The organism is Kitasatospora sp. NPDC056327 (genome assembly GCF_042261735.1).
GTDB lineage: Bacteria > Actinomycetota > Actinomycetes > Streptomycetales > Streptomycetaceae > Kitasatospora.
In genome coordinates this window covers 1-13,954 of record NZ_JBHJRC010000219.1, presented here as the reverse complement: position 1 = coordinate 13,954, position 13,954 = coordinate 1, and the positions used below count along the sequence as shown (strand labels likewise).

The 13,954-nt window shown below is 76.9% G+C and carries 15 protein-coding genes; 8 read left to right on the top strand and 7 right to left on the bottom strand.

Features of this window, described 5'->3' with window-relative positions:
* Positions 1-49 precede the first annotated feature (49 nt).
* The 6 genes from ACFCX4_RS26410 to ACFCX4_RS26385 form a co-directional block, all read right to left on the bottom strand.
* Positions 50-262 carry a hypothetical protein gene (locus tag ACFCX4_RS26410; RefSeq protein ID WP_376147154.1) on the bottom strand — a complete coding sequence of 71 codons (213 nt, stop codon included), beginning with the start codon at positions 260-262 and terminating at the stop codon, positions 50-52.
* A gap of 127 nt (positions 263-389) precedes the next feature.
* Entirely contained in the window at positions 390-716 is a 327-nt protein-coding gene (locus tag ACFCX4_RS26405; protein ID WP_376147152.1) for a hypothetical protein, read from the bottom strand.
* A gap of 2 nt (positions 717-718) precedes the next feature.
* Positions 719-1,969 carry an ATP-binding protein gene (locus tag ACFCX4_RS26400; RefSeq protein ID WP_376147149.1) on the bottom strand — a complete coding sequence of 417 codons (1,251 nt, stop codon included), beginning with the start codon at positions 1,967-1,969 and terminating at the stop codon, positions 719-721.
* 12 nt (positions 1,970-1,981) lie between these two features.
* A complete protein-coding gene (locus ACFCX4_RS26395; RefSeq protein ID WP_376147146.1) occupies positions 1,982-2,440 on the bottom strand; it encodes a hypothetical protein in 459 nt (152 codons plus the stop codon).
* 101 nt (positions 2,441-2,541) lie between these two features.
* Positions 2,542-2,739 carry a hypothetical protein gene (locus tag ACFCX4_RS26390; protein WP_376147144.1) on the bottom strand — a complete coding sequence of 66 codons (198 nt, stop codon included), beginning with the start codon at positions 2,737-2,739 and terminating at the stop codon, positions 2,542-2,544.
* Positions 2,740-2,968: 229 nt separating this feature from the next.
* The gene (locus ACFCX4_RS26385; protein WP_376147141.1) at positions 2,969-5,938 is read right to left on the bottom strand and encodes an AAA family ATPase; all 2,970 of its coding nucleotides are present in this window, start codon (positions 5,936-5,938) and stop codon (positions 2,969-2,971) included.
* Between the two features lie 236 nt (positions 5,939-6,174).
* Here ACFCX4_RS26385 and ACFCX4_RS26380 point away from each other — a divergent pair, with 236 nt between their 5' ends.
* Together ACFCX4_RS26380 and ACFCX4_RS26375 are read left to right on the top strand one after the other, a co-directional pair.
* Positions 6,175-6,420 (top strand): toxin-antitoxin system HicB family antitoxin, encoded by a 246-nt coding sequence (locus ACFCX4_RS26380; RefSeq protein WP_376147138.1) that lies wholly within the window; start codon positions 6,175-6,177, stop codon positions 6,418-6,420.
* On the top strand, positions 6,417-6,839 hold the full coding sequence (locus ACFCX4_RS26375) for a fic family toxin-antitoxin system, toxin component (RefSeq protein ID WP_376147135.1): 423 nt from the start codon (positions 6,417-6,419) through the stop codon (positions 6,837-6,839). Before ACFCX4_RS26380 ends, ACFCX4_RS26375 begins: the two co-directional genes overlap by 4 nt.
* Before the next feature lie 36 nt (positions 6,840-6,875).
* Here ACFCX4_RS26375 and ACFCX4_RS26370 read toward each other — a convergent pair whose 3' ends face one another.
* Complete coding sequence (locus tag ACFCX4_RS26370; protein WP_376147157.1) at positions 6,876-7,691, bottom strand: GNAT family N-acetyltransferase; 816 nt, start codon at positions 7,689-7,691, stop codon at positions 6,876-6,878.
* Between the two features lie 386 nt (positions 7,692-8,077).
* Here ACFCX4_RS26370 and ACFCX4_RS26365 point away from each other — a divergent pair, with 386 nt between their 5' ends.
* The 6 genes from ACFCX4_RS26365 (at position 8,078) to ACFCX4_RS26340 (ending at position 13,753) form a co-directional block, all read left to right on the top strand.
* Positions 8,078-9,097 carry a RimK family alpha-L-glutamate ligase gene (locus tag ACFCX4_RS26365; RefSeq protein ID WP_376147132.1) on the top strand — a complete coding sequence of 340 codons (1,020 nt, stop codon included), beginning with the start codon at positions 8,078-8,080 and terminating at the stop codon, positions 9,095-9,097.
* Positions 9,094-10,011, top strand: coding sequence for a RimK family alpha-L-glutamate ligase (locus tag ACFCX4_RS26360; RefSeq protein ID WP_376147129.1), 918 nt, complete (start codon positions 9,094-9,096; stop codon positions 10,009-10,011). Before ACFCX4_RS26365 ends, ACFCX4_RS26360 begins: the two co-directional genes overlap by 4 nt.
* A 73-nt stretch (positions 10,012-10,084) precedes the next feature.
* Positions 10,085-10,924 (top strand): putative RNA methyltransferase, encoded by an 840-nt coding sequence (locus tag ACFCX4_RS26355; RefSeq protein ID WP_376147126.1) that lies wholly within the window; start codon positions 10,085-10,087, stop codon positions 10,922-10,924.
* Positions 10,925-11,230: 306 nt separating this feature from the next.
* Positions 11,231-12,634 carry an AAA family ATPase gene (locus ACFCX4_RS26350; protein WP_376147123.1) on the top strand — a complete coding sequence of 468 codons (1,404 nt, stop codon included), beginning with the start codon at positions 11,231-11,233 and terminating at the stop codon, positions 12,632-12,634.
* Positions 12,631-13,020 (top strand): nucleotide pyrophosphohydrolase, encoded by a 390-nt coding sequence (locus ACFCX4_RS26345; protein ID WP_376147120.1) that lies wholly within the window; start codon positions 12,631-12,633, stop codon positions 13,018-13,020. The genes ACFCX4_RS26350 and ACFCX4_RS26345 overlap by 4 nt, the downstream gene beginning before the upstream one ends.
* Before the next feature lie 145 nt (positions 13,021-13,165).
* Positions 13,166-13,753, top strand: coding sequence for a DUF6099 family protein (locus tag ACFCX4_RS26340; RefSeq protein ID WP_376147117.1), 588 nt, complete (start codon positions 13,166-13,168; stop codon positions 13,751-13,753).
* Positions 13,754-13,954: the final 201 nt, after the last annotated feature.

Below are 13,954 nucleotides of genomic sequence, written 5' to 3'. Positions count from 1 at the left end.
GTGCCCGGGATCCCGGGCACCGCCTCCGCCGCCTTCGTGGCCGGGCGGCTCAGGTCAGGTGCTGTTCCTCTTCCCCGGTGCGTTCCTCCCCGGCCTCGTGCGGCAGTGCGATGCCGTGCTGGGCGGCGAGCCGGAGCAGCCCGGCGATCCGCCCCTCGTACGCCTGGACGCCGTCGGCGTCCCCTTCGGCCCGGGCGGCCGCGAGTTCCTCGCGGGCCCGGGCGAGCTGCTCGCGCAGCTCCTGGTCGAACATGGCTGTCATCAGCCGGCCTCCACACCGGTCGGTGCCGCTCCAGGGAATGCTCAGGGCACTTCAGAGTCTCCGAAGGTGAAGAACTCTTCAAGTGTCGTTCCCGGTGCCGCCCGCGTCACCCTCCGGCCGGGTGCCGTCAGCTCCAGACCACCACCCGCCCGTTGCGGTGGGCGTTGCGCATCTCGTCGTCGACCTCGTCCGCGGCGATCGGCTGGAGGTCCTCGAACTCCCCGGCCTCCTCGTCGAGGATCCCGCCGATGTGGGTCACGTTGCCCTGGCCGAGCTCCTCGCGGATCTTCCTGCCCACCTTCATCGACACCGCCTTGCGGCCGCGGCGGCGCAGCTTGTGCGCGACGCGCCGGAAGTACTTCACGAAGACGTGGAGCGCCAGCAGGGGGACGATCAGCACCGCCGCGCAGGCGACCCCGGCGGCCATGCAAGCCAGCAGGATCCATTCGAGCACGGTCAGCCCTCCTTCGTTTCCGGTCGGTTCCGCCCGGCGAGCGCGCGCAGCGCCGCCTCCTCCAGCCGGGCCTCCTCCTCGCCGGACACCACCGTGGCGGCCGGTGCGGCGTCGTCGGCGGCGTCGTCGGCGGTGGCAGTGGCAGTGGCGGCGGTGCCGGCGGTGGGCCCGGCCGGGCCCGTCCGCCCGTACGCGCTGTCGACGGCCGCCCGCTCGGCCCGCACCGCCGCCAGCAGGTCCTCCTGCGAAACACCGGGCCGCCCGTCGCGGCGGGCCGCGGTCGCCGCCGCGACGACGGCGTTGCGGATCTCCCGACCCGACGCCTCGCAGGCTCGGGCCAGTGCGCTCACGGCGATCCCGCCGACCAGGGGGAGGGCGGGCACCAGGGTGCGCCGCCAGATCTCCGCCCGGGCGTGTTCGTCCGGGTCCGGCACCCGCACGTGCCGCACCCGGCCGGCGAAGGCGCGGTCGTAGGAGTGGGCGAGGTTCCCGGCGATGAGGACCAGTCCGGTGCCGGCGTCCAGGTTGACGAGCAGTTCGGAGCGCATGGCGTTGACCGCGTGCTCCGATCCCTGGCCCACGTGCTCGAAGCGGGCCGACATCAGCGACTCGGCCTCGTCCAGGAACAGCACGGCGCGCTGCTCCTCGGCGCTGCGGAACAGCGCCGTCAGGTTCTGCGGGCCCTCGCCGTGGTACTTGCTCTCCAGCTCCGAGTAGCGGGCGCAGATGATCGGCCGGCCGAGCCGGTGGGCCACCGCGTGGGCGGCCATGGTCTTGCCGGTGCCCGGGTTGCCGTGCAGGCTGACCGCGGAGCCGGGGTGGGGCTGGATCCGGCGCAGGCCCCACTCCTCGAAGACCTCGTGGCGCAGTTCGACGATGTCGACGGCGAGCAGCAGCCGGTCGCGGACCTCGTCGGGGAGCACCAGCTGGTCGAAGGTGTGGAGGGGCTGGACGGCACGGAACCGCGGGGCGGTCCGCCCGTCGGCCGTGGCCGTGGGTGCCGTCGCGGGTGCGGGTGCGGGTGCGGGCGGGCGGTCGCCGACCGTGAGGCTGAAGCCGGGGCCGTGCGCCTCCCGGAAGGCGGCCGCCGCCGTGAGCAGGCGCGAGCGGACCAGCGCGGCGGTGGTGGGGTCGGCGTCGGGCGGGACGCCGTGCACCGCCAGGCCGCCGCCCTGGCGCAGCGCCCGGTCGAGGTCGCCGCCGGCGCCGGGGCGGCCGGGCGGTCCGTGCCCGGCGGGGGAGGAACGGTTCATCGTCGGGGCCTCTCAGGAGATGACGATCAGGTCGTTCGGGCCGAAGGCGGCGGTGAGTTCGGCGTCGAGGCGCCGGACCCGGTAGACCGCGCTCGGGGCGTTCGGGAGCGGGGTCGACGAGCCGTCGACGAAGTGCAGGTGGACGAGGTGGCCGCCGCGCCGGGGGCTGCGGAGCACGGTGCCGGCGCGGGCGCCGCCGGACGCCGCGCGGTGGCCGGTGAAGAAGGCGATCACCTCGGTGTACGTCAGCTCGTCCTGGGTGACGGAACGGACGGCCGGGCCGTCGGCGTCCCCGGGCCGTTTCCGCAGGCTGTGCAGCAGGCCGCCGGCGAGCGCGGCCAGGCCGGCCGACAGGCCGGTGGGCCCGGGGGCGGCGGTGCCGGTATCGGCCGGTTCGGGGCCGGTGGATCGGGGGCGGGCGGGCCGGGGGCCGGCGGGTCGGGCGGAGCGGTCGTGCTCGGGCGACGTCATGGGGCACCTCGTCGGTCCCCGGAACGGGGGCGGGTGGGCGGACCGGGTGGCGGAGCGGGGGTGTCCCGGGCCGGGACGGGGGCCCGGCCCGGGACGGCGGGTCACGGCGTCCAGTCGCCCTGGGCGGCGAACTCGGCGACGGTGCCGGCGACGTCGGCGATGTGGGTGAGGTCGGCGGTGGCGACGGCGACCCCCACCCCGGCGGCGATGCCGAGCGCGGAGGCGTCCTCCTTGCTGGCGCCGAGCGCCTCGGCGGCCTCGGTGACGACGACTCGAACGATCTTGCCCTGACCGAACATGACGGGGCTCCTCCCCGGTCGGTGCCCGCCGTCCCGGTGGGCGGCGCGGCACTCTTCACGGTAGGAAGGCGGCGGCGCGCGCACAGGGGATGTGACCTTGGGAAAAGGCGGGCCGCACCTTGGGCGGGCACCTTGGGTGCGGTGCGCGGCAGGTGGCGCGCCGCGCACCGCGGGTGCCGCCGGTCCGGGCGGTCGGGGAGGCGCCGGGGCGGTCGGGGTGCGGGACCGGTCAGGCGTTCCGGTCGCGGTCGGCGGCGTCCGCGGCCCGGATCAGCCGGGTGAGCTCCCGGCGCTTCTCGCCCCGGACGCCCTCGATGTCGAGCTTGGCGTAGACGGCGTTGAGGGTGCTCGTGACCGTGCCGACGGTGGTCGTGCGGCGCCGGGCCACCTCCTCGTTGCTCAGCCCCTCGGCCACCAGGCGCGCGGTTCCGAGTTCGGCCCGGGTGAGGCCGTGCAGCAGGGCCGCCGGGCCGTCGTCCGGTTCGGTGCCGAGGCCGAGCCGTTCGGCCAGTTCGACGGCCCGTTCCGCGTAGGCGGCGGCCCCGAGCGAGCGGAAGGCCGCCACGGCCCCGGTGAGGATGCGTCCGGCCGCCGCCCGGTGCCCGGCTCCGTGGAGCACCTCGGCCAGCACCAGGCCGGCCCGGGCGGCCTCCAGCGGCAGCCCGGTCGCGTCGGCCGCGGCGACCGCCTGCTGGGCGTGCACCCGGGCCCGGTCGGAGTCCCCCCGGGCCGCCGCGATCCCGGCCCGGACCCGCTGCACGGCCGCCTCGGTGGAGCGGCGCGGGGAACCGCGGTGCCGGTCCAGGTAGGCGGTCAGTTCGCGCTCCGCCTCGTCGGTGCGGCCGAGCAGGACCAGCGCGTCCGCCCGCAGCGGGCCGAACAGGTGTGTGCCCGGCTCGCGCGAGTCGTAGGCGAGGTCCAGTTCCTCCGCCGCCCGCAACAGGGCGGGCAGGTCGCCGGCCGCCTGGGCGAGGGCGGCGCGTGCCGCCGCCGTGTAGGCCGCCCCGACCCGGCTGGCGAAGGCCCACCGCTCGGCCTCCTCCAGGTACGGGGCCGCCTCCTCCGGGCGGCCCAGGGCGGCCAGCGGGTAGCAGGCCAGCGCGTTGACCAGGGAGAGGTCCCAGAACCGGTCGTTCTCGGTGGCGTCGCCGACCGCGAGCGCGGTGTGCCGCACGGCCGCCTCCAGCGCGCCGCGCCGGTACTCGGTCTCGCCCAGGTAGGCGAGCGCCTGGGCCACCCGCAGGGGCTCGCCGCGCACGGCGCGCCGCACGGCGCCGGACAGGTCGGCGGCGGCGCCCGGCAGGTCGTCCGTCCACAGCCGGATCATGCCGCGGGCGACCAGGCCGTCCAGGCCGGCGGGCGTGCCCGCGCGGTCGGCGTCGACCAGGGAGGCCAGGGCCTCCTCGGAGCGTCCGGCGAGGGCGGTGCCGAGCGAGCGGGCCAGCCAGGCGAAGTCGCTGACGAACGGTTCGGTGGGGCCGGCCCAGCAGGCGCGCACGCCGCGGGCGCCGAACTCCTCCATGCCCCCGTAGTCGAGCGAGACGACGGCGAGCACGCCGAGCTGGGCGCAGATCCGGGCCTCCAGGTCGCGGGGCGCGGCGGGGTCCGGCAGGGTGCCGGGGGCGGCGGAGTCCAGGGCCGTCAGGGCGGCGAGCAGCCGTTCGCGGGCCGCGTCGGGTTCGCCCCGGAGCAGGGTGAGGTAGCCGAGGACGTAGTCGCGCCAGGGGCCGGCGGGCAGGGCCTCCACCTCGGCCCGGTGGCCGAGGGCGGTGTGGGCGTCGCCGGCGATCAGCAGGATCTCGACGCAGTGCAGCAGGTCGGCGGCGCGCCGCGGGCCGGGCCGGGTGGTGAACAGGACGCCCTTGGCGCAGCCCGCCGCGAGGCGCAGCCGGCCCTTGGCGAGGTGGTCGCGGGCGGCTTCGGCGAGGGCGGCGGCGAGGGCGTCGTCCGGGCCCTCGGCCGCGGAGAGCCGGTGCCAGAGCGCCTCCGCGCCGCCCCGGGCGCCGGCCCGGGCGTGCAGGGCGCGGCGCCGGGTGGCGGTCAGAGCGCCGTAGAGGCTGTCGCGGACCAGTGCGGTGCTGAAGGCGAGGTCCCGGCCGGCGGAGCCGGGGACCTCCTCCAGCAGTCCGGCGGTGACGGCCTCGTCGACGGCGGCGGAGCCCGGTACGTCGGTGCCGGGGAGCGGTGCGTGCGGTGCGTGCGGTACGGCCGTCCAGGGCGGTGCGTCCGCGGCCGGGTGGCGCGTCGGAGCGTCGTCGTGGGGCCCGCGCGGGGCGGGCACGTGGCCGGGGAAGCCGTGGCCGGGCGAGGGATCGAGGAGTTCGCGCGCGTCGGCGAGGGTGAAGCGGCGGCCGAGCACCGCGCCCGCGTCCAGCAGCGCTCGGGCCGGTGCCGACAGCCCGGCCCGGCGGGCCAGCACGCTGGCGGGCAGGGTCCGCAGGGTGGGCCGGCCGTCGCCGTGCACGAGTTCGTGCGTGGTGAGCTGGCGCAGCAGCTCGGTCAGGTGCTGCGGGTTGCCGTCGGTGTGCTCGCACAGCCGGGCGGCGGCCTCCCCGGTGAGCCCCGGGCGTCCGCAGGCCACGGCGAGGTCCTCCACCTCGTCCGGTCCGAAGCGGCCGAGCCGCAGGTCGAGGCCGCGTTCGGAGGCGAACAGGCGCAGCCAGCCGGGGTGCAGCGCGGGCACCGGTCCGTCGGCGGACGCGCCGGCCGGGTGCGGGTTCTCCTGGTAGCCGAGGACGACCAGGACGGGGGTGTCCTCCAGCAGGCGCACGGTGAGCCGCAGCGTCACCATGGACGGTTCGTCGGCGCGGTGGGCGTCGTCGACGACCAGGGCGAGCGGGCGGCCGGCGGCGCGGAGCCGGCCGGCCAGCCAGTCGGCGGCGTAGACGGGGGTGGGGTCGGGGCCGGGCAGCCGCGCCGGGCCGCCGGGGCCGGCGAGTCCCGCCAGCAGCTGGGCGACCACGCCCCAGGGCCGGGGGCCGCCGAACTCGTCCTCCCAGTCGCCGCTGCTCCAGGCCACGCTGTCCGCGGGCAGTCCGGAGCGGAAGAGCCGCAGCAGCGCGGTCTTGCCGATGCCCGCGGGGCCGGCCACACCGGCGGCGCGGGCGCCCTGTGCCGTGGCCTGCCGCCAGGCCACGCCGAGTCTGGCCAGTTCGGTCGTGCGGTCGATGAACACGTCGGATGCCGTCGTTCCGGTCACCGTCCTCGTCCCCCCTCGTCGGCCGCGGCGGCCGCACCGGTCGCCGGGCGGCCACAACCCTAGTGTGCAGGAGGAGAGTTGGCGGTGATCGGCGCGGCCCGGGCGGTGCGGAGCGGCGTGACGGCGTCCGCGCTCCCGTGCCCGGTGCCGTCGGCGGGGACGGCGTGCGACGGGGGTGTGCGTCGTGGGTGCGCGCGCCCTTGTTGTGCTAGCACTTCGGCGCTAGCTTGAGATTCATGGGTAAGAAGCAGCTGAACGTCCGGGTGGACGCCACCACCGCGGAAATGGCCCGGGAGCGGGCGGAGCAGCAGGGGATCAGCATGAACCAGTACATCGAGCGCCTGGTCCAGCACGACATGGGCGAGGCCGGCCGGGTCTTCGTCGACGCGGCCGCGCAGTTCATGAAGGAGTACGAGACGGCCTTCCTGGCCGAGTTCGGCGAGCAGCGGGGCGGGGCCGACCTCCAGGACGTGCGCCGTTGAAACTGGAGGTCGACCTCTCGTGGCTGCTCATGACCGCCGAGCAGTACACGCCCGGTGACCCGCAGGTCACCGACTACGGATCGCTGCTCGCCGCCGTCGCCCGGCACCAGGCCGAGATCTTCGACATCGCCGTCTACCCCGAACCGCAGGACCGCGCCGCCGCCCTCATGCACCAGCTGATCCGGGTGCCGTCGCTGGAGAAGACCAACGAGCTGTTCGCCACCGCCGTCGCCTACGCCTACCTGGTGGCCAGCGGCTGCACGGTGGCGACCACGGCCCGTGAGGTGCGCAGCCTCGCGCGGGCCATCCGCGAGGGGCGGCTGACCGTCTCCGGGGTGGCGGACCGGCTGGCCGCCTGGGTGGTGGACGAGGCGGAGGGCGAGGAGGTCAGCGGCGAGGACGACGACGACTCGGAGTGACCGGCGGGTCCCGCCGGCCGGCTCCGGTCTCGGGACTCAGTGGCTCCCGGCCGGCTCGGCGATCAGCGCGGTCGCGAACGGGCGGAAGCCGGCCCGGCGGTAGATCCGGGCCACGTCCTCGTCCGCCGCGGACAGGAACACCGTCCGCACCCCGTGCGCCCGGGCGTGCGCGACCAGCGCCGCGGTGACCGCCCCGCCCAGTCCGCGCCGCCGCGCCGAGGGGAGGGTGCCCACGCCGGCCACCTCGGTGACCGCGCCGACCGGGTTGTGCTGGCCGGCGCAGAGCGGCGTGCCGTCCTCGAAGGCCGCCGCGAGCACGGTGTGCCCGGAGGCGATCCGCTCCGCGACCCGCGCCGCGGTGCCGTCGGCCGCCACCTCCCCGGCCCGGGCGGCGAGTTCCGCCGGTCCGGCGCCGCCCACACCCGTGCCGGGCTCGCCGAACGCCAGGTGCGGGACGGCCACCGCCGCCGCGAGGGCCGGGTCGTCGGCGGCCAGCACCCGGACGGCCGCGCCGTCCCGCTCGTCCCGGGCCGGGGCGGGCTCGTCCTGGGGGCCCAGCACCAGCAGCGGGTGCTCGTGCACCGTCAGCCCCGCCTCCTCCACCGCCGCGCGCAGCAGCGGGTCGTGCTCGGCCACCCACTCGAACGCCTGCGGCAGGCCCAGTTCGCGCTGACGGGCCAGCACCCGGCGGACGTCCCCGGCGGTGACGGCCGGGCCCCGGTGGTCCAGGGCCGGGCGGGCGTAGTACGGCCAGCCGGCGCCCGCGCGCACGAAGAGGCTGAGCGGGCCGAAGTCCTCGACCCGGGCGGCGGCGCGCGGGACGGCGTCGTAGTAGCGCTCGATCTCCGCCAGGAGGGCCGGGTCGGGCTGCCCGGCGGTGGAAGCGGTGGGGGCGGTGGGGGCGGTGGGGGCGGAAGCGGAGGCGGAGGCGGGGGCGGCGGAAGCGGGCGCGGCGGGTGCAAGATCGTCAGAGGTCACGCCGTGCATCCAAGCAGGCTGGACGTGCTCCTGCCAGGGATTTGGTGCGGCCCGCGGGCCCGGCGCGAAGGTGGTGGACAGGGCGCCGGCCGTGGCACAAACAGCGGCCCGGCTCGGGCATTTCGCCGCGATTGTTGCCGAACGCTTACAGGCCGGGCGATCTTGTGTGCGGGCCTCGTGACATCCTGGGGCCTTCACAGCTCTGCCGGACGGGAACGGCGGACGTCCGCGCTGGGCGATGCGAGGGGGATGACCGGGTCATGAGGCTCTGCTTTCTGGTGGAGGAGCACTACCGGCACGACGGCATGCCGCTGGACGTCGTCCGCCAACTGACCGCCTGGGGACACCGGGTGGACGTGCTGCGCCCCGGCGACTCGCTGATGGCGATCTCCGAGGCGGTCCGGGCCGGCAGCCACGACGCCTGGGTGCTCAAGACCGTCTCCGGCGGGCCCGGCCTCACCCTGCTGGAGGCCGCCGCCGCCGTCGGCCTCACCACGGTCAACGACGTCCGCTCGATCCGCGGCGTCCGCGACAAGGCGCTCGCCTCGGTCATCGCCCGCACCCGGGGACTGCCCGTCCCCGTCACCTACGCGGCCGCCCGCTGGGAACGGCTCGCCGAGATCCCCGCCGCCGAGTACCCGCTGGTGGTCAAGCCCGCCGACGGCAGCTCCGGCCGGGCCGTGCGGCTCGTCCGCGACCCCGCGCACCTGGCCGGAATCGGCCCGCTGCTGGCCGGCGAGGGCCTGCTCATCGCCCAGCCCTACGTGCCCAACTCCGGCACCGACCTCAAGGTGTACTGCGTCGACGGCGAGCTGTACGCCACCGAGCGGTGCTCACCGCTCAACCCCGACCAGGGCGTGCGGGAGCGGCAGGTGCCGCTGCCGGCCGAGGTCGCCCGGATCGCCGCCCAGGTCGGCGAGGTCTTCGGGCTCGACCTGTACGGCGTCGACGTGCTGCTCGGGCCCGACGGGCCGGTGGTCGTCGACATCAACGACTTCCCGAGCTTCCGGCAGGTGCCGGACGCCGTGGCCCGGGTCGCCCGCGCGATCCTGCGGCTGGCGCGCACCGGCACGGCGGTGACGGCGCCGGCCGTCGCACTCGACACCTCGGGACTGGACGCACCTGGACTGGACGCGCCGGTCCTGGAGGCACCGCTGCTGGAGACGCCCGGGCCGGCGGCCCCCGGGCGGGGAACGGCGGGGCTGGGCACCGTCCGGATGCCCGTGCAGGGCGGCGCCGCGGTCGGCGTCGGCGGCGTGGGCGTCGGCGGCCCGCTGTGAGGGTCGGCCTGATCACCTCCGCCCCCGACCACCCGCTGCTCGCCGCGGCGGGCGCGCTGCTCACCGCGCGCGGCCACCGGGTCGAGGCGCTCGACCCGGCGGGCCGCGCCGGCGGCGGCCCGCTCGCCGACGTCTACCTGCTCAAGGCCCGGACCCCGGCGGCCCTCGCGCTCGCCCGCGGACTGGAGGAACGCGGCGCGCCGGTCGTCAACCGGGCCGCCGCCACCGAACTCTGCCAGGACCGCACCGCCATGGCCGACCTCGCCCGGCGGGCCGCGCTGCCCTTCGCACCCACCCGCACCGTCGCCGACCCGGCGGTGCTGCTCCGCCTCGTCGGCAGCGGCGAACTCCGCCTCCCACTGGTCGTCAAGAGCCGCCACAGCCGCCGCCACGACCTCGTCGCCCGGGTCGACGACCTCGCCCGGCTGCGCGCCCTCGCCGCCGAGTGGCCGGGCGAGCCCCTGGTCGTCCAGCCCTACCTGCCGAGCACCGGCTGGGACCAGAAGCTCTGGGTCGTCGACGGGCGGCTGTTCTGCACCCGCCGGCGCTCCGAGCTCGCCGACCCGGAGCACACCGGGCCGCCGGACGGCGCGGGCGTCCTCGGGCCGGACTCCTTCGGACCGGACGACCTCCCCGCCGAGCGGGCCCGGCTCGCGCTGCGGGTCGGCGAGGTGTTCGGCCTCGACGTCTACGGCGTCGACCTGCTGGACGGGCCGGAGGAACCGGTCGTCGTCGACGTCAACGCCTTCCCCGGCGTGCGCGGACAGGCCGGCGCGCCCGAGGCGCTGGCCGCGCTCGTGCTGCGGACCGGCGGGGCGGGCTCGCCGGCGCCGGCCTCCCGGGCCCGCACGCTCGTGCCCCGCACCCGCCCCGGCGTTCCGGCGGATGCGGGGCCGGCCGCCGCCGCTCGTTAGGCTGGCACCCCGGCACGTGAGGCCGGCACCCCCGGCCGGAGCACGCGGCCGGGCCGCGAGAGAAGACGGACCCTTGCTGCAGGACATCGAGCCCTACCTGGCCTGCCCGCACTGCGCACAGGCGCTCACCCCCGACGGGCGTACCCTGCGCTGCCCCGCCGGTCACAGCCACGACATCGCCAAGCAGGGCTACGTCAGCCTGCTCGCGGGCGACGCCCACACCGGCACCGGCGACACCGCCGGGATGGTCGCCGCCCGCAGCGACTTCCTCGCCGCCGGCCACTACCGGCCCATCGCCGACGCCCTCGCCGAGGCCGCCGCGGAGGCCTCGGCCACCGGCCCCGGCGGGCTCGTCGCCGACCTCGGCGCCGGCACCGGCCACTACCTCGCGCACGTCCTGGACGCCCTCCCCGGCCGGCCCGGCGCCGCCCTCGACATCTCCAAGTACGCGCTGCGCCGCGCCGCCCGGGCGCACGACCGGATCGGCGCCGTGGTCTGCGACGCCTGGCGCCCGCTGCCGCTGCTCGACGCCTGCGCGGGACTCGTCCTCAACGTGTTCGCCCCGCGCAACGGCCCCGAGATCCGCCGGGTGCTGCGGCCCGGCGGCACCCTGCTGCTGGTCTCGCCCACCCCGCGCCACCTGCGCGAACTCGTGACCGCACTGGGGCTGCTGTCCGTCGACGAGGAGAAGCAGCGGCGCATCGACGAGAAGCTCGGGCCCCATCTGACGCCGGCCGGGAGGCGCGAGGTGGAGTTCACGCTGCGGCTGTCCGCCGAGGACGTCCGGACCGTGGTCGGGATGGGGCCGAGCGCCTGGCACACCGATCCGGACCGGCTGGCGGAGCGGCTCGCCGCGCTGCCGGAGCCCGTCGAGGTGACGGCCTCCGTGACGGTCGCCGCCTACCGGCGCTGAGACGGCGGGTGCCGGGCCGGCGGGCGCGCCGCGCACGCCGGAGGCGGCGGCCGGCCCCCGGGGGGTGCGGCTCGTCGCGGTGTGCTCACCGTGCCGGTGCGGCCCGTTGCGTCCGCGCGGCTGCGTCGCTGCGGCTGCGTCGGCGCGGCCCGGCGCGGCTCGTTGCGGTGGTGCGCTCGCCGCGGTGGTGGCGCTCGGGCCCGCGGACGGCGCGGGCCGGCTTCCGCGCGCCGGCGTCACCCCGATGGGATGAATCTGCCGGGCAGGCACGTTTCTGCCTCCCGACCGGCGGCTAACGTCCGACGGGTGAACCGCGACGCCACCCGGCCCGCCATGCCGGCCCATCCGCAGCAGCGCAGCCCCGAACCCGGCGAACCCTCCGTCCGGCGCCCGATCGTCGAGGAGATCCGGCTCACCTCGTTCAAGTCCTATCGGCGCGCGACCCTCCCGCTCGCGCCCCTCACCGTGCTGCACGGTCCCGCCGGCGTCGGCAAGTCCAACGCCCTCGACGGCCTCGCCGTGCTGTCCCGGCTCGCCCTCGGCGAGGAGATCGGCGAGTCCCTCGACGGTCGGCCCGGCACCGTCGGCCCGCTCGCCACCCGTGTCCGCGGCGGCCTCGACGGGTGCGTGCCGCACGGCCGCAACGCCCTCATCCTCGGCTGCACCGTGCGCTCCCCGGAAGGGCCGATCGGCCTCGAAGTCGTCGTCCGCACCGACGGACCCGTCCGGATCGCCCGGGAACAGCTCACCCTCGACGGCCGGACCCTCGTCGAGACCGGCGAACAGGACCTGCGGAACGCCCGGATCAACGTCAGCTGGCACAACGACACCCGGCAGGGCGACATCCGCGCCCCCTTCCCCAGCGGCACCCTGATCACCGCCCAGATCCCGCTGCGCGTCGCCGGCTCCTCACCCGGCGAGCGCAAGGTCCTCGGCGCCGCCGAGCAACTCCTCACCGCACTGCGCGAGGTCTTCCCCGTCCACCCCGTGCCCGCCCTGATGCGCGGCTGGGCCCGCCCCGACCCGCAGGCCCGGCTGCTCAGCACCGCCGCCAACATCTCCGCCGTCGTCGCCCGGCTCAGCAACGAGTGCCCGCGCCGCTACGGGCAACTGCTGCGCGTCGTCCAGTCCGCCGCCCCGCACCCGCTGCTCGGCCTCGACCTCGCCCACCGCGGCGGCGGCGCCGACCGGCGGGTCCTCGCCGTCTTCGACGAGGGCCTCCTCGGCCGCACCGGCGCCGACCAGGCCTCCGACGGCATGCTGCGTCACCTCGCGTTCGCGGCCGTACTGCTCACCGGCGCCGGGGTGCTCGACCTCGACCCGGCGGTCGAGGTGCCGTGGGCGCACCGGCAGCTCACCGTGCTCGCCGCGGACCTCGGGGCCGGGCTCGGCACCGACCAGGCTGCCTCGCTGCTGCGGCTCGCCCGGGACATGTCCGGGCGCAACCAGTTGCGGGTGCTCGCCACGCTCCAGGAGCCGGCCGCGGCCCGGGACGCGCTGGGCGGGCCGGGCGAGCTCCCGTCCGGGGCCGCGGTGGTGGAGTGCCGGCGCGATCCCGGCTCGGGGCTCACGGTGTTGCGGGCCGAGACGGCGCGGGTGCCGGCCCAGGTGGCGAGGGACGGCTCGGCGGCGGGCGCGGCCGTCCCGGTGGATTCGGTGGTCCCGGCGGCCGGTCCGGCGGCGGGCGATGCGGTAGACCTGGACGGGTGAACGAACGAGAGACGAATCCTGCCGGGCCCACGGTGGAGGAGCTGCGGCAGCGGCTGACGGAGTTCGCCGCGGCACGCCGCTGGGAGCCCTTCCACACGCCCAAGAACCTCGCCTCGGCGCTGACCGTCGAGGCCGGGGAGCTGCTGGAGATCTTCCAGTGGCTGACGCCGGAGCAGGCGGCCGACGTGATGACCGATCCGGACCGCGCCCACCGGGTGCGGGACGAGGTGGCCGACGTGCTGGCCTACCTGCTCCAGTTCTGCACGGCCGTCGGTGTCGATCCGCTGACGGCGCTGGCGGCCAAGATCGAGCGGAACGAGGCACGCTTCCCGCTGCCCGATGCCCCGGCGGCGCGCGGCGACGTCAACCCGGCGACCGGCTCCTAGGCCCTTCAGGGGACGGGAGTTGTCCACAGCCCCGGGTTTGTCCACAGCTTTCCGGCACCCCCGTGCAGGCTCCTCCAGCCCGGCGCACTCTCTCACCGTGACCGCGCGGCACGGCGCCGCGCGAACGACGGAAGGGGTGTCCGGCATGGAGGCGCTGCGACTGATCAAGACCGCCCGGCACGCCCTGGCGGAGACCAGGAACGTTCCGGAGGTGCTGGCGGAGGCCCGGCAGGCCGCACTGCTCGCGGAGGCGGTGGGCAGCCGGCTCGGCCGCTCGGGCGAGCCCGAACTCTGCGGCCTCGGGCAGCTGTTGGCGGAGTCGGCGACGCACGCGGTGTGCAGCCTGGACCACTCCGCGGGGGACGTCTCGGTGGTGTCGGCCTTCGGGCCCGGTGGCCGGGCCCGAAGGCTCGGCGACCTCGGTGAGCTCGGTCCGATGCTGGACGAACTCGGCGGGCTGCTCGGGGACATCGGGGAGACGCTGGTCGTGCTGGCCTGCGGGGCCGACACCGAGAGCCTGTACTGGGCCTGCATCGACGCGGTCGACGCGGGGGCGGAGTGCACCCAGGTGGTCGGCCAGCTGCGGGACGCGGTGCGGCGGCTCGCGGGTGAGCGGCCGGAGGGGGAAGAGGCAGGGGAGGGGGAGGAGTACGGAGAGCGGCCCTTGGTGCTCGAACTCGAACCGCCCGGGCGGCGTGCGGCGGGAGAGGCGGTGTCGGCACCGGTGGGCTGAGGGCGGGTGAACGTCCTGCGAGGTCGAAGGGGTGGCCGGCGCCGCCATTCCGTCGACGGCGGGCGGCCCTTGGGGGCGGTGGGCGGACGGCCGGACGCGGCCGCCGGCCACCGCACCCGAGAGGTGGCTCTCACCGACCCTCCGCGCCGCCTCGATCTCCCGCCGGAACCGCGCCCTGAACTGCTTGTCGAGCACGTACTC

Excerpts from the sequence above, each read along its gene's own strand:
- ACFCX4_RS26410 (WP_376147154.1), bottom strand. The coding sequence starts at position 262 with ATGACAGCCATGTTCGACCAGGAGCTGCGCGAGCAGCTCGCCCGGGCC.
- ACFCX4_RS26400 (WP_376147149.1), bottom strand. The coding sequence starts at position 1,969 with ATGAACCGTTCCTCCCCCGCCGGGCACGGACCGCCCGGCCGCCCCGGC.
- ACFCX4_RS26395 (WP_376147146.1), bottom strand. The coding sequence starts at position 2,440 with ATGACGTCGCCCGAGCACGACCGCTCCGCCCGACCCGCCGGCCCCCGG.
- ACFCX4_RS26390 (WP_376147144.1), bottom strand. The coding sequence starts at position 2,739 with ATGTTCGGTCAGGGCAAGATCGTTCGAGTCGTCGTCACCGAGGCCGCC.
- ACFCX4_RS26380 (WP_376147138.1), top strand. The coding sequence starts at position 6,175 with ATGGGTAAGAAGCAGCTGAACGTCCGGGTGGACGCCACCACCGCGGAA.
- ACFCX4_RS26365 (WP_376147132.1), top strand. The coding sequence starts at position 8,078 with ATGAGGCTCTGCTTTCTGGTGGAGGAGCACTACCGGCACGACGGCATG.
- ACFCX4_RS26340 (WP_376147117.1), top strand. The coding sequence starts at position 13,166 with ATGGAGGCGCTGCGACTGATCAAGACCGCCCGGCACGCCCTGGCGGAG.